The sequence below is a fragment of the Lactobacillus sp. W8172 genome, from assembly GCF_016102055.1.
GTDB classification, from domain to species: Bacteria; Bacillota; Bacilli; order Lactobacillales; family Lactobacillaceae; genus Lactobacillus; species Lactobacillus apis_A.
Genome location: NZ_JACFPG010000001.1, coordinates 28,644 through 49,287, shown reverse-complemented (window position 1 = coordinate 49,287; position 20,644 = coordinate 28,644). Strand labels below are relative to the sequence as shown.

Genomic DNA, 20,644 nt, shown 5'->3' with positions numbered 1-20,644 from the left:
AATCCTCTTTCACTTAGTCCAATGACCGCAAAAAGTCTTCAACTTGGTCTTTGGTTTTACGATCCTTATTAACTAGTCTACCAATTTCTTCGCCATCTTGGTAGACCACAAATGATGGTATTCCCATAATATTTAACTCTTTAGCCACATCAATTGAACCATCACGGTCAATTTGGTAAAACTTACTTTCAGAAAAGTCTTGTTCAATTTCAGGTAAAAATGGATCTAAAAAGTGGCAATCAGGGCACCAATCAGCTGAAAATTCTAAAACTACTCGGCCACTTCTAGTTATCTCTGATAATTTTTCTTTGTTTAATTCTTTAATCTGTTCCATCTTATTAGCCTCACTCATCTAGATAAATATCTAATCTATTCTACTCCAAAATCTGCATGAAGAGCGTAAATTGGATTACCTTTAGCAGCAAATTTGTGCTCATACTCAGTTTCAATGTTTTTTGCTACAATCTCCTCATTTTCATGATGAAGATCAACAGAAACGAAGTCAAAATGCATGCCATAATTGTTCATGCTAGCGACTGAATATGAGAATAATCCTGAGTTATCAGTCTTAAACTCAATTTGACCTTCAGGCTTCAAAATCTTTTTATATTTTTCTAAAAAGGTTTTATAAGTTAAGCGCCGTTTTTCATGTTTTGTTTTAGGCCATGGATCGCTGAAGTTTAAGTATAGTGTATCAGCGCTATTTGCAGCGAAAAATGCCGTAATGTCAGCTGCATCAGCACATAAAATTTGTAAGTTATCCAGCTTCTTTTCAAGTTTGGTTCGCAAAATCATTCCGGCAGCTGTCACTTGCAGTTCAAGTGCAACAAAATTCTTATCAGGATTTTGTTCAGCCAAAGTGGTAATAAAATGTCCCTTGCCTGAACCAACTTCAATTTCCAACGGTCTGGAACAGTCTGCAAAACGCTGTGACCAATCAATCTGTTTTTCAGGATCAGGACGGTCTAATACACTTTCTGGATGCTCTTGCACCAATTTAACTGCCCACGGCTTATTCCGTAATCTCACTTTTAAATCTTCCTTTTCTTGATTTTGATTGGTAAATACAACCACAAAATAATTATACTAAAAATTAATAGACCGAGGATTGCCTCAGCTAGCTGCAAATTAATTGGTAAGATAATTAGCCAAGATAAGCTAATAATAAGCCATTGCAGGCCTAGCGCTAATTTAAGTACTGCTACTAAATCTTGGCCCCTTTTTTCACGTTCAATCGGATAAATTCGATACATAACGTTATCATCAAATTCAGATACCAAAGGTAATAACTGGTAAACGGTCAGAAAAATAACTAAGCATGACAAACCAAACGCCCAAAGCCAGTTCTGAACTAGCCATGAGATTAAAATTGCAAATGCAGTCATTCTTACCAGTAAATTAAGGTATTCCGGGTTACGCAACAAAGAACGACGGTATAGGAATTTATTTGGTTCTTCTTTTGCCAAAGATTTTGGTAGCAAAAAGTCTAAACATTTACGCCGCTTTATACTGATTTTCTTTTCTTTTACATCAGTAAACATGCTAAAGGCACTATAAACACGATTTTTTCTACCTTGTTCTTGGTTAACCGCATATTGCCAATCAAATAAAGCAACATTTTTTTGCTTTTGTGCAAGCATAAAAAGCGCACCTAAAATCAAGATGACAGCTATATAGCTACAAATTGTCCAAGTGGCACTGCAAATTAAGCCAAGTAACAGTAGCAAGCTAAGTAGTGGCAATGAAAGCTTATGACTCGAATATAAATTATATTCTTCTAATTTCAACTGAAGAACTTTTGCCAATAAAACTACTACTGCAAGTACAACATATGCTACTGGAGATATTTCAGCTTTAAGTGTCGCGAAGGGAAACAAGATTCCCGCAATAAGTACCAAAATAATTGTGGGTACAATCAAGCTATAATTTAGCATTGGTTTTAAATAGTCACGCATTTGCTTATCCTGCGGTAAGAGAAAATGTAAATCAGCTGGCTCTAGTAAAGTTACTAGTTTTCCAGAAATTAAGGGCAACCAAATAATTACTCCAACTAGCGGGCGGTAAAACCATAATCCGGTTGGCATCTTTTTCATACTCTGGGCGTACCAAAACATTAAGGCGCCGAATAGAAAAATCAGGGCCAGAATAAAGAAATCATTAAAAACTAGCACCAGGTACTTAAGCGACTGCTGTAAATTTTTGCGTAATCTTTTTTGAGCTAACTCACGCATGACGTTGCTCCTGATTTAAGATTTGGTAAATCTTGTCGAAAGAATCGCTATCGTTTAGACCATAATGCTGCCTAATCTCAGTCAGATTACCTACAACATCAATTACCCCATTGTTTAATACCGCATAATTTGAAATTGCTTGCTCTGCATCAGCTAGGATATGAGTCGACATCAAAATCATTTTACCGTCACTTATCGCTGCTTTAATCAGTTCAATTAAATTAGCTACAGCAAGTGGGTCCAGACCAGTAAATGGCTCGTCAATCACTAAAAGTGGCGTGTCTGCTAGAAACGCAGTGACGATCATCACCTTTTGCTTCATCCCTTTGGAGAAATGAATTGGTAACCACTCTAGCTTGTCCTCCAACCTGAACATCGTTAACAGCTTATTCGCTCTTTGCCAAGCCTTATCTTCATCCAGTTGATAGCTTAAAATTGTTAAATCTAGATGCTCTTTTAAGGTCAGTTCAGGATATAAAACTGGTATCTCCGGAATATAAGCAATTTGTCGCTTAAATTCAGTTGGTTGTTTAGTTAATTCTATTCCATTTAAACTAATTTTCCCTTTTTGCGGACGTAACAATCCTAAAATATGTTTAATTGTAGTAGATTTTCCAGCACCATTAAGTCCAATAATGCCTAATGCTTCTCCTGGTTTGATTTCAATATTAATATCGTTAATGACTGGCACACCAGTGTAGCCACCAGTCAAATGCTCTATTTTTAGAACCATAATTCCTATCTTTCTTTTAGTGAATTTACTTATTTTATATGATAGCATGATATTAATGGAAACTAAATTTCAAAATCAAGAGGTTTAAAAATGGATGAATTAGATAAAGACTGTTTATTTTGCAAAATTATTCGTGGTGAAGTTCCTAGTTATACCGTTTTCGAAAATGATGACGTTAAAGCTTTTTTAGATTTATCACAGGTTAATCCAGGACATACCTTAATGGTGCCCAAAAAGCATCTCACAAACTTATTTGATTATACTGCCGAAGATGCAGAAAAGTACTTAAAGTATATTCCGGCAATTGCCAATGCAATTAAGAAATTTGATCCTAAGATTACTGGAATGAACGTTACCACCAATAATGGTGAAAGTGCTAGTCAAGTTGTAATGCACTCACATATTCACTTCATTCCCCGTTTTGAAGGCGATGGCTTAAAACTTGCCACCCGGAATAATGAAGATAAATACACTCCTGACGACTATCAAAAGATTGCTGATCAGATAAAGCACAATTTTAAGGAGAAAAAATGAAACATTTTAGCCTAGGACTTGCCGTAGGTGCAGGATTCGGGATGGTCCTCTCTCTTTTTGAAGATAAAAATGGCAATCGTTTAGCTAAACCGGTTCAAAAGCAATTTAATGGTGTTAAAGATGATGTTACGAGTCTGACTAATGCCATCGCTGATTTAAAAACGGCTCAACAAGAATTAAAAGATGCAACACCGATTGCTAAGCAGGGATTGACTGAAGTAGAAAAAGAGATTGAGTATTACCAACTTAGTGTTTCTCGCATAGTTGATAGTTTACAGCAAGAACTTGATAAACTAGTTCAAAGTACTTCAAAGAACAAATAATTCTAAAAATTGTTAAAGAAAGTTTGTTTTTTGAATGAATTCTGTAAATTTAAAAACTTGTTCTGCGAGTTTATGTTATATTAATTGTCGGTGACTTATTTAATTAAGGATGTGGAGAAATATTTTATGAAAAAATATATTAAAAAATTAGCTACAGTAGCTGCTGTAGCTGGTATTGCGCTATCAACCACTGCTTGTTCTAACGGTGGTAAAACAGTTGCTTCCTATAAGGGTGGCAAGATTACCCAAAATGATTACTACGATGAAATGAAGAAATCACAAGCGGGTCAAACTACTCTTGCAAACATGATTATTAACCATGTTTTAGAGCAACAATATGGTAGTAAAGTTTCTAAGAAACAAGTTGATAAACAATTCAACAGCTACAAAAAGCAATATGGTTCTCAATTTAGTGCTGTTTTACAACAAAACGGTATGACAGTTTCAAGTTTCAAACAAAACTTGAAGACCAATTTACTCAGTGAAGCTGCATTAAAAGATGTTAAGAAAATTTCCAAGAGTCAGGAAGACAAGGCTTGGAAAGAATATCAACCTAAGGTTACTGTTCAACACATCTTGGTTTCTAAGAAATCACAGGCTGACACCATCATTAAAGAATTAAAGAATGGTAAGAGCTTCAAAAGCTTAGTTAAGAAGTACTCATTAGACCCTGGTACTAAGGCTGATGAAGGTAAGCTTCCTGCATTTGATTCAACTGATGCAACTTTAGATCCTGCATTCAAGAAAGCAGCATTTAAACTTAAGACTGGCGAAACTACTAGTAGCCCAGTTAAATCTCAATCTGGTTACCACGTAATTAGAATGATTAAACACCCAGATAAGGGTACATTTGCTTCTCACAAGAAGGAAATTGATGATGAAATTTATCGTTCAATGTCCCAAGATCAGGAAACAATGCGTAGTGTTATTTCAACTGTTCTAAAGAAGGCTGATGTTTCAATTAAGGATAACGACCTGAAGAACGTCTTATCATCTTACGTTTCTACTTCAGACTCTAAGAAATAAAAAGCAATAAAAAAGAAGTTCATTTTCTAATGAACTTCTTTTTTTACTCTAATTTTTTAAACTTCGTCAACGCCTCATCATTCTTCGGCCGATAAAAGCGTCTTCCTCCTTGGCTCATAATGTTATCTGTAAAGTTACCAGGACGTGTATTTTGCAGCGCGTTTGTTATTGCATAAAGCGATGCATCCAGGTCATCAATTCTGTGTAATAACTCAGCTTCTAATAAAGCTGGCAATTTTGGTGACCCATATTCAAATTTACCGTGGTGCGACAATACCATGTGGCGTAACAACAAAACGTCTTCTGATTCAAGATCAAAATTTAGTTCTCTTGCAGCAAGCATTATTTGCTCATCAATTAAAACTAAATGCCCAATCAAGTTACCTTCCGTAGTATATTGGGTTGCCACTGGACCAGACAATTCCAAAACTTTACCCATATCATGTAAAATGCAGCCAGCGTATAAGAGAGAACGGTCAACTTGTGAATAGTTATCGGCAATTGCTTTAGCATCCCTTAGCATTGACAATGTATGGTATGCCAGACCGCCACGTACCGCATGGTGATTGCTCTTGCCTGCTGGATAATCAAAAAAGCGCTTGTCCCATTTTTTCAATAAATAGCGCACAATTCTATTCCAAGTTGGATTTAGGATTTCAAACACATACTGATTAATTTCATCTTTCATTGAAGAAATTTCTTCTGGCGCCGATTTAACAAATTGATTTAGATCATAGCCCTCTTCAGGTCCTACCACACGCAAACCATAAATCTTAATTTGTGGCTGTCCCTGATATTCTTCGCGCTTACCGTCCAATTCAACGATTGTGCCACTACTATAGGTTGCAGCATCTTGATTAGTTGCATCCCAATAATTTCCACGAATTTCACCAGAAGCATCACCAAAAGACAATGCCAAATATAATTTACCCTTCTGAGTATGTCTTAACTGGGAATTCTTAATTAAGACAATCGCCTCTAATTCTTCGCCATCATTGTAGTCCAGTAAGTGTTTATACATTACTCGGTTCCTTTCGTAAAAGTTAGCGGCTTAAGCTGTAACTTTTCAACTAATCCAGCTTGTGCGGTAAAAATAAGTACTTGATTATTCTCGGATACCTGGCCCAACAACTGCTTAATTTGATTTACTCTTTGATCATCAAAGTTTACAAAAGAGTCGTCAATTAAAATTGGCAAGTTAATCTGATCTTTAATTTGTTCAACAAAAGCCAACTTGAGTGCAAAATAAAGCTGCTCAGATGTGCCGCGTGACAAATATTGTACTTTAATCTTTTTACCATCGAATCTAGTAACTGTTAATTTCTTATCAATATTAAGACTATTATACCGATTATTTGTTAATAGTCGCAAATATTCTTTTGCTGTCTTTAACATTTTAGGGAACCGTTCATTTGAAGCGAGGTCTAAAGCGCGTGAAATCCACTTTGAAACAGCTAAATTAGCTAGATATTCAATACTTAAATTCCTAAATTCAGTTTCTGTATTAGCTAATTCTTGTTTAGCTGCGAAAACGGCATTTGAATTCGCCAAATTGGTCATTTTTACCTTTATTTCGGCATCTTTAGTCTGCAATTCCTTGATTACTTCTTGCTTTTGGTCAATTTTAATTTGGACTGTTTCAAGCTTTTTGGCAAGTTGATCACTTTCTTGAAGCTGTTTAATCTCAGCTAGATTTTCGCCAAGATTATCTTTCAAAAGAGAAATCTTAGTTTTAAGTTCCGCTTGTCGAGTACTCTTAGCCTGCAAAACCTGGTATTCAGCCATATCTTGAACCTGTGCCTGAGCAAATGCCGTCTTTAACCGTAAATTCAGATCATGCAACTTAGCTTGAGTTTTTGCCAGCCGCTTTTGCAGATCAATTCTTTGATCTGCTATGTGCCGCGAGTTCGCTAACCGATTCTCAAGTTCATCTAATGAAGCTATAACGGCCTCAAAACTAGGTTCAATTGAGCGATCGAGTGTGGCACTGATTTTCATTGCAATTTTTGCAAGTTGCTCGTTAAGCTCGCGTTCATGCTGCAAATCATTCTGCTTTTTTTGCTCAAGCATTTGGTATTGACGCCATTCATTGACCAAACTATGAAGATCAAGCTGATCAGGATTAAGACCATACTTATGTGAAAATGTAATTCTTTGTTCCTTAATCAGCTTCGCCTGTTTAGCCTGTTGGTTGAGCACACGCTTTTCTTGCTTTTGTTTGCCAATGCCCCAACAAGCTCCGACTAGGCCAATTAACATGACAAAACCACCGATTAGAGGTGATGATGCAACTAACAGAATTATGCCGATAACAAAGATTAAGCCTGAACCAATCGTAGCGTATTTACCAACAGCATTTTCAGAACTAGAGGTATTGTCTTCAGAAGCTGGCAATTTTTCAAAATCATTTTGTAATTGAATAATATCTACTTGAGTTAAATTGGTGATTTGATGCAAGTCTGGATTTAAAGTGAGTAATTGTTCCTGCTGCTGACTAACTTGCTGAAAGTCCTGCTGGCAATCACGGTCTTCTGCGCGCCATTGCAATATTTCAGGCTTTTTTTGTACCAACAACTTCAAAGGAATCTGATTTTCATCATTAGACGAAAAGTTGGCGAGTTGCTGTTCTAGCTCACTTTGCTCTTTTTGAAGATTTTTAGCTTCTAAATCGAGTCTTTGCGCAGCTTGATATTTTTCTGGATCAAATTCAACTTGTTCCACTTCTTGCTCTAGTTCGATTAGCTTGCGGTAGTTAGGAACCTGATTTTGCAGTTGACGTAATTGCTCTTGCTCACTCTGAAGTTTTTGAAGAGCTTGCTCCTGATCTCTTAGTGCACTTGCTTGTGTTTTTTCTTGCTCACTCAAAGTACGATAATCATTAAACTCGTTTTCAGCTTCATCAACCTTAATTCGCTGATCCCTTAATTTGTTAAAAAGAACATTAAGTGGCGGGTTACTCCCCATCTTTTTGAAGATTTCGGAAGCTTTTTTAGCAAAGTCATCTCTTAAATCGATTAACTGGTCACTGTTTGAGGCTCCCAAATAATAGATTCGTTCCAAGAGGTCAGTTTGTTGAATTTTCTCGACTTTAGCAAGCATGTCTTGATTAAAAATAAAACTATCCGCATAAAAGTCGCCATCAATATTTTTGATTTCTTCGAAAAAGACGCTTTCTGGAACAATCTGCTCGTTTAGTTTTACCGTTAATGTGCCTCCTTTAAGTCCTTTACCGCCAGCATATAAGCGCTCAAGTTCAAAGAGATCTCCTTGATTGTTTTCAAAAAATAAAGAGCCCCCCATCGGACTGACCCGCGCTAAAGGTGTGTAATCTTCAAAAAAAGTTGAACTCTGTTTTTTTAAATGAAAGCCAAACATAATCTGCTTAATAAAGGCAACTACCGTACTTTTACCAGCTTCGTTCGTACCATAGAAAACGTTGAGTTTAGGACTGGACAGGTCAAAGGTAACATTAGAAAACTGCCCAAAATTGACAATTTTAATTTTCTTTAACTTCATCGCTAATTCCTTTCAGCTTGCTATTCAGTTTAACCTCGGCCAGTTCCTTCACTTCCTTTAGAAAATCTGGAGCATTTTCCAGTTGATTTGAGAGTTCATCTTTTTTGGCCCAGTCTTTACTTAATTCAGTAAATTCATCTGTAGCAAAAAGCTCTTTTTCTGCTCGATTAAAAAAGGCAAGATCACTTTCAGCGATTTTTAGCTGACTATTCGCCGAAAGACGAACGTCTACTAATTGAGAATCATAATCTAATTGATTGGAAATCATGCGCCAAAAATCATTTTTCTGAATCAGCTCACGCTCTTTATCATTTAAATACTCCGCTCCGCTTATTTGCAGACAAAAGTAAGTTGTTTCATTTGGATTTAATGAATCGATAATTAGATTCTGCAATTCGGTTTGTGAAACTTCAGAATTCAACTTAATTACTTGCTGCTGCCACACAATTGGACCTGTTTGAACAAACTGAATGGTTGTTTCCTTTGTCTGTTCATTAATTTCACCCAAGTAGCAGCCTTTTTTATCTGTTTCGTTAATGTGGCGCCCTTGAATATTTCCAGAGTATACAATCCACGGATCTTTAGCTAAAACCTGTCTAAGATGAATATGACCTAAAGCAAAATAGTCATAATTCAGGTCTTTTAAAGCAGTTAAGCTGAAAGGCGCATAAACATCCTGGGCACTTTGATTTGTCTTTTCTTGTGCATGTATTAGTCCGAAGGTGTAATGCGCTGCTTTACTAGGAAATTGGCTCGCCTTATCTTCCGTGATGTGATTATTTAAATAAGAAAAACCCGTTACATCATAAGTAAAGCCCGTCTTGGTCTGACAAGTAATAGACTCGATTTTCTCTTCGTCGCCAAGCAACTTGAAATACTGGCTTTCGGGAACGAGCAAATCAGCTTCTGCCATGTGATCATGATTACCAAAAATCATGACTACTTGAATTTGTGCCTTAGTTAGCCGTTCAATTTGCTCAGCGAAAAAAATCTGCGTACTTGGGTTAGGACGCGCACTATCGAATGTATCACCCGCAATCAATACTAGGTCAACGTCTTCTTTTAAAGCCAAGTCAACAATCTTGGTGAACGATTTATTGGGTGCCTGATGTATTTGTAATGAGCTCTTAGATGGCAAAAAAGATAGCCCCAAAAAAGGACTATCTAGATGCGCATCCGCTAAGTGGATAAATTTCATTGGTCTAACTAATTTCTAAGACCTTTATACAGATCATTAATCGGCTGAGTAATTATCTTCTGTACTTCTTCAATCGTACCATATAGACCTTGTTCTGCTTGTAATAAGTTCAAAATTTGTGGATCTTGTTGTACTTTTTCATTTAAGTTTTTATATTCATCTTGAAGCTCTTGCGATAAGTCTTCACCTTTGGATTGGGCAATTACAATCGCATTTTGCACCTTGTCCATTTCCTTGAAAAGTGCATTACTTTCTGCGTTATTCTTAACACCTTCAATTGCTTCTTTCAAACCACTAAATTCATCAATTTCTTGCAGTTCGGATGCTAATTGATTGGTCGTATCGAAAATATTCACCATTTTTTAGTCCTCCTAATCATCGGTCAAAAAGACCCTTTAGGTTATTATACCATTCATTTAGCTTTTCTCCCGCTGACCCTATACCTTTTTGAATTTTATCATTCAACCCGTTTGTCCAATCCGATCCAGTACCATTATTTTGGATAATTTGCTTAGGAGCTTGTTCGGTAAATTGGTTCTGGGCAGTATAAGGAAGTATTCCTTCCATCTCTGCCTTGTATAGCCTAGTGATTTCAGTTTCTGACACACCATGCATGAAATGTTGCTTATTAGTGCGATCATATCCAACCCAAGTTGCAACAACTACGTCTGGTGTATAACCAACAATCCACTGATCCTTGGTTCCAAAGCCGTATGAATTTGGAACCTCAGTTGAACCAGTTTTCCCGGCAACTCGAAAACCAGCTGGTTGAGCAGATGCTCCTGTACCATTGGTAAACACACCTAATAACATTGTTGTCATTTCATGCGCTGTGCTTTCAGAAATAACCCGGTGTCTGCCAGTATCATGATTTTCGGCAATTACGTTACCACTTGCATCAGTAATTTTAGTAATGAAATATGAATTATTCGGCAAATTACCTTTATTGGCAAAAGCAGAATATGCTCGTGCCATCTGTAGTGGAGATACACCGGTTGATAAACCACCTAGGGCTAAAGCTAGGTTTTGGTCTTCTTTTGGAACTTTAATGCCAAAATTATTTGCAGATTGTACCCCTTTGGACACACCAATCCGGTCTAGTAACCAAACCGCTGGTACGTTTTTACTTTGGGCTAAAGCAACATACATTGGGATTTTATCTGAATAGCCGTTATCAACGTTATGCGGCTCATAACCATTTTTACCAAAACGCTGCAACTTATTAGAAAGCTGAGAGTCATAATGATAGCCTTGTTGTAATGCAGGTGCGTAGCTCACAAGCGGTTTGATTGAAGAGCCAGGCTGACGTTTCATTTGAGTAGCTCGGTTATAGCCACGAAAGACATGCTTGCCGCGTCCGCCAATGACCGCCCGGACTGCTCCAGTACCTGGATCCATTACCACACTAGCGCCTTGCGTCTTAGTTCCATCAGTTGAACCTTGAGGAAATAACCAGTCTTGGCTAAATTTTTCTTGCAGTTGTCCCTGGTAATTTTGGTTCAGCGTCGTGTAAATACGCAAGCCTTTATTCATAACATCTTCTTCTTTTAAGCCGTAGCGTTTGATTGCTTCATCGACAACAGCATCAAAGAAGTACGGGTAGCGGTAGCCATCCTGGTTGTGATAAGTATCACGCAGAACCAAGCTTTGACTTTTTGCAATCTTAGCTTGGGAAGAAGTCAACTTGTTGTTTGCAACCATTAAATCCAAGACTAAATTCCGTCTTGATAAAGAATAATTCATATGATCAATTGGGTTATAATTACTTGGATTACGTAAAATTCCTGCTAAGGTTGCACCTTCTCCGACCGTTAACTCGTTTGCGTTTTTACCAAAGTACTTTCTACTGGCATCTTGGACACCCCAAACCCCATTGCCAAAATAGGCATTATTAAGATACATTGTTAAAATATCTTTTTTAGAGTATACATGAGTTATTTCAACCGCAAAAAATAATTCTTCGATTTTTCGCGATAAAGTTTGCCTCTGTGTCAGTAAAGCATTTTTGGCTAGCTGTTGCGTTAAAGTCGAACCACCACCTGAAATTTGACCATGGTGGACGACCAGTCCTAATGCCGCACGTCCCATTCCCTTGATACTGAAGCCAGGATTTTTCCAGAAAGTACGGTCTTCGGTCGATATCACAGCATTTTTTACGTTTGGCGAAATTTTGTTATATTCTACGAAAGTTCCCTTTTGCGAATATAGTGCTCCTGCTTTTTGACCTTTATAATCATAAATAGCTGTCGTCGTAGACAATGAAGCCTTCAAATTTGAAATGTTTGATGTTTTAACTTTGACGGTATAATAAGTACAAACCAAAAGCGTCATGCTGAGCAAGATTAAGATAATCCAGCGCCCGATATAAAAGCGGTGATCAATGCGATACCATAAGGCCGCTAAGCCACTTTTCTTTGGTTCATTATTTTCCATTTTATCTGCTCCTTTAGAAACAACTAAAATTTTATCATATTAACAAGGCTTCCCTTTATTTTCAAGAAGATTTAACAAATATTTATGAGCTATTACTTTACATTTAACATTCCAACAAATCATGAACCCTGTTCAGTAAACGACTTGTTACGTCAATTACTAATTCCACGCAAATGGCGTCATTTTTTGCGTACCGAACAAAAGATAATAATTAATGGTGCTTATCGGTATTTCAATCAAGCGGTCTATCCTAACGATAAAGTCGAACTTTGGTTAGACCACGTTGAAACAGCGCAAAATGAATATGCACCTAGTGGTAAAATGCCGGAAATAATCTACGAAGACCCAAATTTCATAATAATTAACAAACCAGCGGGTCAAAAAACTCATCCTAACTTGTTTGAAACTAACACTGCCCTAAATGATTGCGCCACCTATCTGGTTTTTTCTCCCTTTATTGTACATCGTTTAGACATGTTGACGAGTGGGCTGCTCCTCGTTGCCAAAAATCCAGCAGTTGTGCCTATTCTAAACCGTGAATTAGTTACCAAGGCCTTTCACCGTGAATATTTAGCAGTTGTTAATCTAGAAAAAGCAATTGATGACAGCGGAACAATTGACTTACCCATTGGACATGACCCGCTTGATCAACGTAAGCGCAAAGTTGTTAGTGATGGACTGAAATCAATCACACACTATCAAGTTTTGAAGCGCTATGACAACAATACAGCTTTAGTTAAATTAACACTGGAGACTGGACGCACACACCAAATTCGCGTTCATCTTGCCGCAATTGGTTGTCCAATTATAGGTGATCCCCTCTATAACCGAAATGCTAAAAAAGACGAGTTTCTCCACTTAACCGCATATCAGATTTCTTTACAAGTACCCTTCACATTAGACAAACTGAGGGTTAAGTTACCTGACGACAAAGTGCTTTTACTTAAAGAAGCAAAAAACTAAATCATTTTTGATTTAGTTTTTTGTTTTCTATTAATTTAGATGTAAGAGTTACTGGCGATAAGCTGTTGCAGTTGCCTCATAACCCCAGAATTCAGGTAGTTTATAGCTAATTGTATATTCAAGTAGTTCACCAGAAACTAGTGGCAAATAAGTTTCTCGTTCCTGATAAATAAAAAGTTGTTTTGCTTCTTGCGTGAAGTACTGCAATATTTCTTTATCGGAAACAGTTTTTGCCCAATTTTTTTGTTTAAATGGCAATTCAAAAGGATCAATTTTAGAGTCATCCCTAACCTTTTGGTAAATTGAATTGAACAATGACAAGTTATCCAATTCATCAGTATTTAAATAATTTGGATTTAGATAACTAATTGAATATTGACTTACTTTTTTACCAATATAGCGTAAACGTCTTACTTCAAGATAATTGTTAATCTCATCGGAATGAAGTTTTTGCAGTACATCTTGATCATCGCCCATTCTGACTAAAAGAACTTTAACACTTTCAGTTTGTCCCTCAGCCAAGTTCAAATCCGTGAGCATTGCAACCTGCTTATGTGCTTCTTTTGCTACAAAAGTCCCACTTCCTTGAACTCGAGTTACCTTATTTTGTTGTTCTAAGGTATTTAGAACTTTTACTGCGGTCGTAGAGCTAACATGATAAATTCGACTGATTTCTGCTTCACTATAGAAACGATCACCAGGATTTAGCCATCCATTATCTAACTTTTCAACCAATTTTAAAACAATATCTTGATATTTTGACATCAATTTCACCGGCTTTATTTAAAGGAAACCTTGGCTATTCTTACACACCAATCTGTCCCATAAGTGTATCCACCTATGTCCACCGTAAGCATTCCTCGATCAACATCTTGCATAAAAGGAAGTTCTTTTTGATCATCTAGCCAAGTTATTTTTTCTATCTGTTTGAATATACCACTAAATGAACGTAAATTGATACCTTCACCGCCTAAAACCACGTTATCATCGCCAACAATTTCTAAATCATGCAAAAATAAATATAGAGTATTTTCATTTATCAAGGCGATATCTTTATCATTTCCACTAGCCTTGATTTCGGAAGAAGGTCGTGAAGTATAAATACTTTGCCCCGCCATCTTTGTCCATTTACCAATTTGCTCCATGACAGCTTGATTCATTAGCGGAATTTGTCCAGTTCCCGTTAAGCCAATGTTAAGTAAAATGTTGGCTCCAATGCCACGAGCATGAACAATATTTTCAATCAGCTCTTTTGTAGATTTGAAGTTTAAGTCATCTCTTGCGTAGCCCCAATGTTTATTCATTGTTACTGAGGCTTCCCCAGCAACATATTTATCTTGGAAACCATGATTAACTTGATCTGGCGTTTTTCGCTCATATGTCACAACATCAATTTCAGGATTACTTATCTTTCCTCTGTTTTTTAAACCTGTATTGTTAACAATTATTACGTTAGGCTGATATTTTCTGATTGTTCCATATAAACGATCTAATTTCCAATCAGCCTCTTTTTTATTCCAATCACCATCAAACCAAAATCCTCCAATTGAGCCATAATTCTTGCACAAAATTTCAACGGATTTTAATAGATAATCTAAATACTTATTGAAGTCAGTTTGGTACAGATCACTATGCCAATCATATGTCGCCATGTATAAAAAAGGCTGAACATTATATTTATGGCAGGCATCAATAAATTCACGAATCAAGTCTCTATGAGCAGGACTGTGCATTGCATCAAACTCAGATAGTCCTTGAGTATCATACAGGAAAAAGCCTTCGTGGTGCTTGGTTGTTAAAACAATATACTTAGCACCCATTTTTTTAGCAGACAGAACAATTTGCTCAGCATCAAAATCTTTAGCAGAAAAATTGTTAATTAAGTGTTCATACTCTGCTTTATCTCGATGATGGATATATTCTGTCCACTCTCCGACTTCTAATTGCGAATATAAGCCCCAATGAATAAATAAGCCTAACCCCAAGTCTTCATATTGTTTGATTCTAGTCAAAGCTTCTACCATATTTATTCCTCCCATTCCATTTCAACATTTAACACATTAAGTTAAACACTAAGAAATATAAAAGTCCATAGCTTTCTTTGATAAAATATTGTTATTAAGCTATTGCAATTGCTTTCATTTAGAATTAATATTTATATTGTAACAAAGTTAACACATTAAGTTGAAGGAGAGTGATTTTTATATGTATATCTTAGCAAGTCATGGTGACTATGCAAAACAAACGCTTAAGAGCTGTGAAATGATTACAGGCGAATTAACTAATTTCGCCACAGTTTCTTTTAAAGATCCGATGGGCATTGATGATGTCGTCAAATGCTATGAAGATATTTATCAGAACAGGCAAGATGCTGCTGAGGAGGTCGCAATTATTGCTGATATTCCAAACGGTACACCAGCAAACGCAGCAAATACTTTTATTGCAGAACATCCTGATGTCAAACTATATTCCGGTCTTTCCCTGATGTTGACCTTATCACTGGCAACAGGAACTCCTGCTGAAGAGGCAATCAGTCAAACAATTGAATTAATGGAGTCAAACATCAAAAAGAAGCCTAAAAAGCAGTCCGTAGCACCCAATAAAGAAACTGCTCCTGTAAATACTGGTAACCCTCTAGTCAATGTAAGAATTGATTCGCGCTTAATTCATGGTCAAGTTGCTACCATGTGGACTAGAAGCCTTAATACGACGAGAATCATGGTCGTTGACGATCAAATCGTTACCAGTGAGGTACAAAAGGCAACCTTAAAAACAGCTGTTCCAGCTGGGATTCACTTAAGTATTCTTACGGCTAAGGGAGCTGCAAAACGAATCAATAATGGGCAATACAATGGTCAAAGAGTTCTTTTACTCGTTAAAAAGCCGCAAATCTTGGCACAGTTAGTATCTGCTGGTGTTAAGCTTCCGGCAGTAAATGTTGGTAACATGTCAATGTCTCAGGGAGCGCGTCAAGTTGCTAAAAGTGTTGCTGTTACTGACGAGGATACTGCTGCCTTTAGTCAGATGGCGGAAAAAGGAATTGAATTTTATCATCAAATGGTTCCCAACGATAAACAAGAGCCATTTATTTCAATGTTAAATAAGAAGGAGAACTAAAATGGCAATCACATGGTGGCAAATTTTATTATTAACAGCACTTGCTTTTTGGATGATTATTGACCAACTGACAGTTGCAATATTGTGTAATTATCCGCTTTTAATTGGTCTTGTAGCTGGACTTATTATGGGTGATATAAAAACAGGTTTAGTTGTGGGCGCAACGCTTCAATTAATGGTACTAGGTGTTGGTACTTATGGCGGCGCCAGCATGCCAGACTTCATGACTGGGGCTATCGTCGGCACTGCCTATGCAGTTATGAGTAACAAAGGGGTTAGCTTTGCAATTGGTTTAGCAGTTCCTGTCGGCCTTTTAATGGTTCAACTAGATGTTCTGGCTCGTTTTACTAATACCTTCTTTTTACATCGGGTAGATAAGATGATTGAAGAAGATAATGAAAAAGGCGTTGCCCATAACATTATTTACGGGATGTTTCCTTGGGGGTTATCACGAGCACTCCCTGTACTTTTGATGTTATTAGTTGGTAAAAACACAATTCAGGTTGTAGTTAACTCTATGCCTCAATGGCTAACTAATGGTTTATCCGCAGCCGGTGGAATTTTACCAGTAGTCGGAATTGCAATTTTACTTAGATTTTTACCTACTAAACGTTTTATCGCTTACCTACTAATTGGTTTCTTTTTAGCAGCATACATCAAAGTACCAATGCTTGGTGTAGCAATTATTGGTGCGGCAATGGCAATTATCTATTACAAACAAAGTGAAACTAAGGAAGCAACAACTACTCAAACTGAAGGAGGACATGAAAATGAACTCGGCGAATACGAAGACTAATTCCCAAAAAATAACTAAGAAAGATTTATTCCGCGCAAACTGGCGTTGGTTGTGGAGCAGCCAAATCTGTTGGAACTATGAGCGAATGATGTCGACTGGATATCTTTACACAATGTTACCAACAATTCAAAAACTCTATCCTGAAAAAGAAGATCGTGTTGCAATGATGAAACTTCACAACCAGTTCTTCAACACGAACGCATACGTCGGTGGGTTTATTGTCGGAATGGATATGGCCATCGAAGAAAAAGAAGGACGGAAAGCTGAAGAAGCAATTGCCGGTTTAAAAGCTGGTCTGATGGGCTCATTTGCTGGTGTCGGTGATACAATTTTTGGTGTTATTCTACCAACAATTTTCGGTTCAATTGCTTCATATATGGGACTAAAAGGAAATCCAATTGGTGCAATCATTTGGCTGATAGCAAACTTTGTTGTCCTATTCTTACGTTTTGCCCTACTTCCGATGGGATATTCGCAGGGTGAAAAATTAATTTATGCAGCAGGAAATAAATTAAATAGACTAACTGATGCAGCAATTTTACTCGGAGTAACAGTTGTAGGAGCTCTGATTCCAACAGTTGTTAATGCAAATGTACCATTAGTCTTTAAAACAGGTAAAGTTGTTCTAAAAGCACAATCAATTTTAGATCAAATCATGCCTTCCCTTGTTCCAGTACTATTAGTTTCAGTCTGCTACTGGCTTCTCGGCAAGAAGAAAATGACTTCAACTAAATTGATTATTACCGTTTTGATTGCCGGAATTATTTTAGGTGGATTCGGCATAATTGGTAAATAAAAACGAGTCAAAAGAATAGATACTAGTTAAGCAAAAAGTAAAAGAAACCGTAAGTCAATCGACTCACGGTTTCTTTTGTTTTATTTATCTTTAGCTCGAGCAGTTATATAAGCGGTTATTCCCCCTTAAAAGTGCCAGCTTCAACTTCACGGATAAAATCAGCTACATGCTTGTAGTAAACATCTGGATTATCAACCATATGGTGATGTCCCGCATTCGGTGTAGTAACTAAGCGAGAATTAGGAATTTCTTTTTGCATAATTCTTGCTGTTTCCAAAGGCATCGTATCCTCTTCACCAAAGGTCAATAATGTTGGCATTTTGATTTCTTTTAAATACTTTCTAAAGTGCCAATCTTTCAATTTACCAGTCACCACAAATTCATTATCACCCTGAAAGGCGTGGTATACAGGCAAACCGCCAATCCGCTTAATATGATATAGCTTACATGGCTGACGGCGATCAAGGAAGTTAATGTTCAATATTTGAACGTCTTCTTGATAGCGTTTATTGTCATAGTCATTGTTTTCTTCACATTCACGCATAAAGTCAATTTCTGATTGTGGGAAAATTTCTTGTCTACGACGATTGATTGATTCAATGTAGTCATCAGTATCATCAACCATAGAAGAAATAATTGTTCCTTTTAAGTGTTGACCATATTTAACCGCATATTCTTGCGCAAGCAAGCCGCCCCAGCTTTGTCCAATCAAGTAGCAATTATCAAGGCCGAGCTTGTCCCGAACCTCGTCCACTTCGTCAAGGAAGTATTCGTAAGTTAGGTATTTAGCTGCAATCTCAGGATCATCATAGTCAGGTTGATCTGAATAAAGTGAGCCTAATTGATCATACATTGTTACTTGAACGTTAAGTCCTTGTTTAGCCAATTGATCTGCGGCGTCTTCCCAATATTCATGATTGCCGCCTGGGCCTCCATGTAATGCTAATAAATGGATATCGCCTTCACCTTGGGTACTTGTCCATAAGTGATAGCCGTTATCTAAAGTGATAATTTTTGAACCTGTTCTCATTAGTTAGTCTAGTCCCTTTCTAGCCTATTTTAATCTTATTTTGCGTAACCAACTTTGTACCATAATGGGTGCCCGTTATTACCATCAGATGGCTTCAATGAATAACCAGTAATCTTATCGTTAATTGCTGAAATTTGATATGAATTATCGATTGGAATTACATAAGCTTCGTCATTCATGTATTTTTGCCATTCATGGAATTTTTGAACACGATATTCATGGTTCAAAGCCTTTTGCGAGTTCATTTCTTCCAAGAGCTTGTTGTTCTTTTCAGTTACAAAACGAGTCATATTAAATGGTGCCGTTTCACTGTAATATGGGTTGGGCGATGGTTCTGTAGGGGTTGACCAACCACCGATGTACATGTCAATCCCCTTGTCATCGTGTTGCAACTTGTCGTAGAAAGAGTTGTGCTCGATTAAACGGCCAGTAGCTAATTGAACATTCAAGCCTACTTTGTGCCATTGTTGGATGTAGTTTTGGATGATTGGTTCCTTAGTTGCGTCCCCACTCATAGCGGCAACATTAATAGTTAAAGGCTTGCCATTAGGTTGTACACGCCATTTACCCTTCTTCTTATAACCAGCCTTATCTAAAATTTCATTAGCTTTCTTTAAGTTATAATCAAAACCTTTTTCGCTCTTATCGTAAAAGTCACCAAATTGTTGTGGAACCAGTGTTTTTACTCTGAAAGTTAATGAATAAGTATAACGTTTATTAACTGCATCAACGTTCATTGCATATCCAATTGCCTGACGTAAATACTTGTTGTTCATTTTAGCCTTTGGATTTTCAACGTTCTTGCTGAGCTTACTATCCCATTTACCAACCTTAAAACCTAAGTAGTGATATGCAATTGGAATTTGGGCAATGAAGTTAACGTCTTTAGTTTCCTTAACTTGTGGCCATTGCGTGTTGATTACAGGGATTACATCAAACTTATGACTCTTAATTGCTTGTGAAGCAGAGTTTGGTGAAATAACTGAAACAACGATCTTATCTAGGTTAGGCTTACCACGCCAGTAGTATTCGTTAGGTACCCAAGTAGCTGATTGACCACGAACAAGTTTCTCCATCTTATATGGACCAAAGAATAATGGGTTCTTTCTGATCTTGTCAGATGACTTTAATTTAGCAAATGGAACGTCTTTAAGGTAGTGGTATGGTTCAACCCCTTCCCAAAGTGAACGACTTCCCGCATTGTACATACTTGGGCTTAATTCAGTGAAGTGAAGAATCAACTTACGGCCATTTTCTCCATCTGGCATTTCAATTCCAGAAATAGTCTTAGCCTTACCTTCATGGTATTCTTTGAGGCCCTTTAAGAGTTCAAATTGGCTACTATATCTTTGGCAAGCTGTATCCTTGTTAGCTAGGATTTCATATGCATATTCATAGTCCTTGGCAACGACTTGCTTACCATCTGACCATTTAACACCTTTTTTAATATTAATGGTGATTGTATTGTTTTTTGGATCTAATTTACGTGTAGCAGCACCCTTGTCCGTAACGCGATAATTATCGTCACTATCAAACAGGGTTTCCTGACCAGGTGAAGCAACTGTAGAATCTACATCTTCAGAAGACAATTCTTGAGAAAAGATACCTGAAAATGGAGTATCTGTTTCAACGGCAATTTTGACTGTGCCACCCTTTTTAACTGCCTTTTTCGGTGTTTCCATTGGAAACTTGGCTACTGATTTGGTGTCATCATTATTAGCATTGTTGTTGTCATTACCTTTACCACATGCGGTTAAAGCAAATGCAGACAAACTCAAAATACCAATTGAAGAAAATAGTTTAGCTTTTTTCATCTTATTTCTCATTTCTTTATAAATTATATTTATTAATATTAATAAATATATCATACAAATAAAATTATTACATCATAATTATAAAAACAACATTTAATTTTAGTAAAGAAAGGAGTAAAATGATGATAAAAGTC

The 20,644-nt window shown here is 36.9% G+C and carries 20 protein-coding genes; 7 read left to right on the top strand and 13 right to left on the bottom strand.

Features of this window, described 5'->3' with window-relative positions; genetic code table 11:
• Window positions 1-13: 13 nt before the first annotated feature.
• From H3R21_RS00235 to H3R21_RS00220, 4 genes are read right to left on the bottom strand one after another with little or no spacing between them, the layout of a single operon-like run.
• Window positions 14-334 (bottom strand): thioredoxin family protein, encoded by a 321-nt coding sequence (locus tag H3R21_RS00235; protein WP_109715657.1) that lies wholly within the window; start codon window positions 332-334, stop codon window positions 14-16.
• Window positions 335-369: 35 nt separating this feature from the next.
• Window positions 370-1,029, bottom strand: coding sequence for a tRNA (guanosine(46)-N7)-methyltransferase TrmB (trmB, locus tag H3R21_RS00230; RefSeq protein WP_198182300.1), 660 nt, complete (start codon window positions 1,027-1,029; stop codon window positions 370-372).
• Window positions 1,030-1,031: 2 nt separating this feature from the next.
• On the bottom strand, window positions 1,032-2,231 hold the full coding sequence (locus tag H3R21_RS00225) for an ABC transporter permease (protein WP_198182299.1): 1,200 nt from the start codon (window positions 2,229-2,231) through the stop codon (window positions 1,032-1,034).
• Window positions 2,224-2,964, bottom strand: coding sequence for an ABC transporter ATP-binding protein (locus H3R21_RS00220; RefSeq protein ID WP_109715660.1), 741 nt, complete (start codon window positions 2,962-2,964; stop codon window positions 2,224-2,226). Before H3R21_RS00220 ends, H3R21_RS00225 begins: the two co-directional genes overlap by 8 nt.
• A gap of 90 nt (window positions 2,965-3,054) precedes the next feature.
• Between H3R21_RS00220 and H3R21_RS00215 the strand changes: the two genes are divergently transcribed.
• The 3 genes from H3R21_RS00215 (at window position 3,055) to H3R21_RS00205 (ending at window position 4,847) form a co-directional block, all read left to right on the top strand.
• Entirely contained in the window at window positions 3,055-3,498 is a 444-nt protein-coding gene (locus tag H3R21_RS00215) for an HIT family protein (RefSeq protein ID WP_198182298.1), read from the top strand.
• Window positions 3,495-3,821: a hypothetical protein gene (locus H3R21_RS00210; protein ID WP_198182297.1), complete on the top strand. Its 327-nt coding sequence runs from the start codon at window positions 3,495-3,497 to the stop codon at window positions 3,819-3,821. The genes H3R21_RS00215 and H3R21_RS00210 overlap by 4 nt, the downstream gene beginning before the upstream one ends.
• A gap of 126 nt (window positions 3,822-3,947) precedes the next feature.
• The gene (locus H3R21_RS00205) at window positions 3,948-4,847 is read left to right on the top strand and encodes a peptidylprolyl isomerase PrsA (protein WP_198182296.1); all 900 of its coding nucleotides are present in this window, start codon (window positions 3,948-3,950) and stop codon (window positions 4,845-4,847) included.
• Window positions 4,848-4,890: 43 nt separating this feature from the next.
• On the opposite strand, the gene H3R21_RS00200 is transcribed toward H3R21_RS00205, so the two are convergent.
• The 5 genes from H3R21_RS00200 to H3R21_RS00180 are packed head-to-tail and all read right to left on the bottom strand — an operon-like array spanning window position 4,891 to window position 11,994.
• Entirely contained in the window at window positions 4,891-5,868 is a 978-nt protein-coding gene (locus H3R21_RS00200; protein ID WP_046307314.1) for a 3'-5' exoribonuclease YhaM family protein, read from the bottom strand.
• Window positions 5,868-8,363: an AAA family ATPase gene (locus H3R21_RS00195; RefSeq protein ID WP_198182295.1), complete on the bottom strand. Its 2,496-nt coding sequence runs from the start codon at window positions 8,361-8,363 to the stop codon at window positions 5,868-5,870. Before H3R21_RS00195 ends, H3R21_RS00200 begins: the two co-directional genes overlap by 1 nt.
• Window positions 8,344-9,561, bottom strand: coding sequence for a DNA repair exonuclease (locus H3R21_RS00190; RefSeq protein ID WP_198182294.1), 1,218 nt, complete (start codon window positions 9,559-9,561; stop codon window positions 8,344-8,346). The genes H3R21_RS00195 and H3R21_RS00190 overlap by 20 nt, the downstream gene beginning before the upstream one ends.
• Before the next feature lie 8 nt (window positions 9,562-9,569).
• Complete coding sequence (locus H3R21_RS00185; protein WP_046307319.1) at window positions 9,570-9,920, bottom strand: YlbF family regulator; 351 nt, start codon at window positions 9,918-9,920, stop codon at window positions 9,570-9,572.
• A 16-nt stretch (window positions 9,921-9,936) separates the two neighbouring features.
• Complete coding sequence (locus H3R21_RS00180; RefSeq protein ID WP_198182293.1) at window positions 9,937-11,994, bottom strand: PBP1A family penicillin-binding protein; 2,058 nt, start codon at window positions 11,992-11,994, stop codon at window positions 9,937-9,939.
• Between the two features lie 84 nt (window positions 11,995-12,078).
• Here H3R21_RS00180 and H3R21_RS00175 point away from each other — a divergent pair, with 84 nt between their 5' ends.
• Window positions 12,079-12,957, top strand: a complete 879-nt coding sequence (locus tag H3R21_RS00175) for an RluA family pseudouridine synthase (protein ID WP_198182292.1) — start codon at window positions 12,079-12,081, stop codon at window positions 12,955-12,957.
• Between the two features lie 48 nt (window positions 12,958-13,005).
• Here the strand turns inward: H3R21_RS00175 and H3R21_RS00170 are convergent, their stop codons facing one another.
• Both H3R21_RS00170 and H3R21_RS00165 read right to left on the bottom strand, forming a co-directional pair.
• The gene (locus tag H3R21_RS00170) at window positions 13,006-13,722 is read right to left on the bottom strand and encodes a GntR family transcriptional regulator (RefSeq protein WP_109715667.1); all 717 of its coding nucleotides are present in this window, start codon (window positions 13,720-13,722) and stop codon (window positions 13,006-13,008) included.
• A gap of 14 nt (window positions 13,723-13,736) precedes the next feature.
• The gene (locus tag H3R21_RS00165) at window positions 13,737-14,981 is read right to left on the bottom strand and encodes an alpha-L-fucosidase (RefSeq protein ID WP_198182291.1); all 1,245 of its coding nucleotides are present in this window, start codon (window positions 14,979-14,981) and stop codon (window positions 13,737-13,739) included.
• A 181-nt stretch (window positions 14,982-15,162) separates the two neighbouring features.
• Between H3R21_RS00165 and H3R21_RS00160 the strand changes: the two genes are divergently transcribed.
• Genes H3R21_RS00160 through H3R21_RS00150 form a run of 3 tightly spaced genes read left to right on the top strand, consistent with a single transcriptional unit; the run spans window position 15,163 to window position 17,666 of the window.
• Window positions 15,163-16,074 carry a PTS mannose/fructose/sorbose transporter subunit IIAB gene (locus H3R21_RS00160; RefSeq protein WP_198182290.1) on the top strand — a complete coding sequence of 304 codons (912 nt, stop codon included), beginning with the start codon at window positions 15,163-15,165 and terminating at the stop codon, window positions 16,072-16,074.
• A gap of 1 nt (window position 16,075) precedes the next feature.
• Window positions 16,076-16,870, top strand: a complete 795-nt coding sequence (locus tag H3R21_RS00155) for a PTS sugar transporter subunit IIC (RefSeq protein ID WP_074425012.1) — start codon at window positions 16,076-16,078, stop codon at window positions 16,868-16,870.
• Complete coding sequence (locus tag H3R21_RS00150; RefSeq protein ID WP_198182289.1) at window positions 16,845-17,666, top strand: PTS system mannose/fructose/sorbose family transporter subunit IID; 822 nt, start codon at window positions 16,845-16,847, stop codon at window positions 17,664-17,666. Before H3R21_RS00155 ends, H3R21_RS00150 begins: the two co-directional genes overlap by 26 nt.
• A 115-nt stretch (window positions 17,667-17,781) precedes the next feature.
• Here H3R21_RS00150 and H3R21_RS00145 read toward each other — a convergent pair whose 3' ends face one another.
• Entirely contained in the window at window positions 17,782-18,696 is a 915-nt protein-coding gene (locus tag H3R21_RS00145) for a proline-specific peptidase family protein (protein ID WP_074425011.1), read from the bottom strand.
• Window positions 18,697-18,731: 35 nt separating this feature from the next.
• Window positions 18,732-20,510 (bottom strand): oligopeptide ABC transporter substrate-binding protein, encoded by a 1,779-nt coding sequence (locus H3R21_RS00140; protein ID WP_198182288.1) that lies wholly within the window; start codon window positions 20,508-20,510, stop codon window positions 18,732-18,734.
• Window positions 20,511-20,644: the final 134 nt, after the last annotated feature.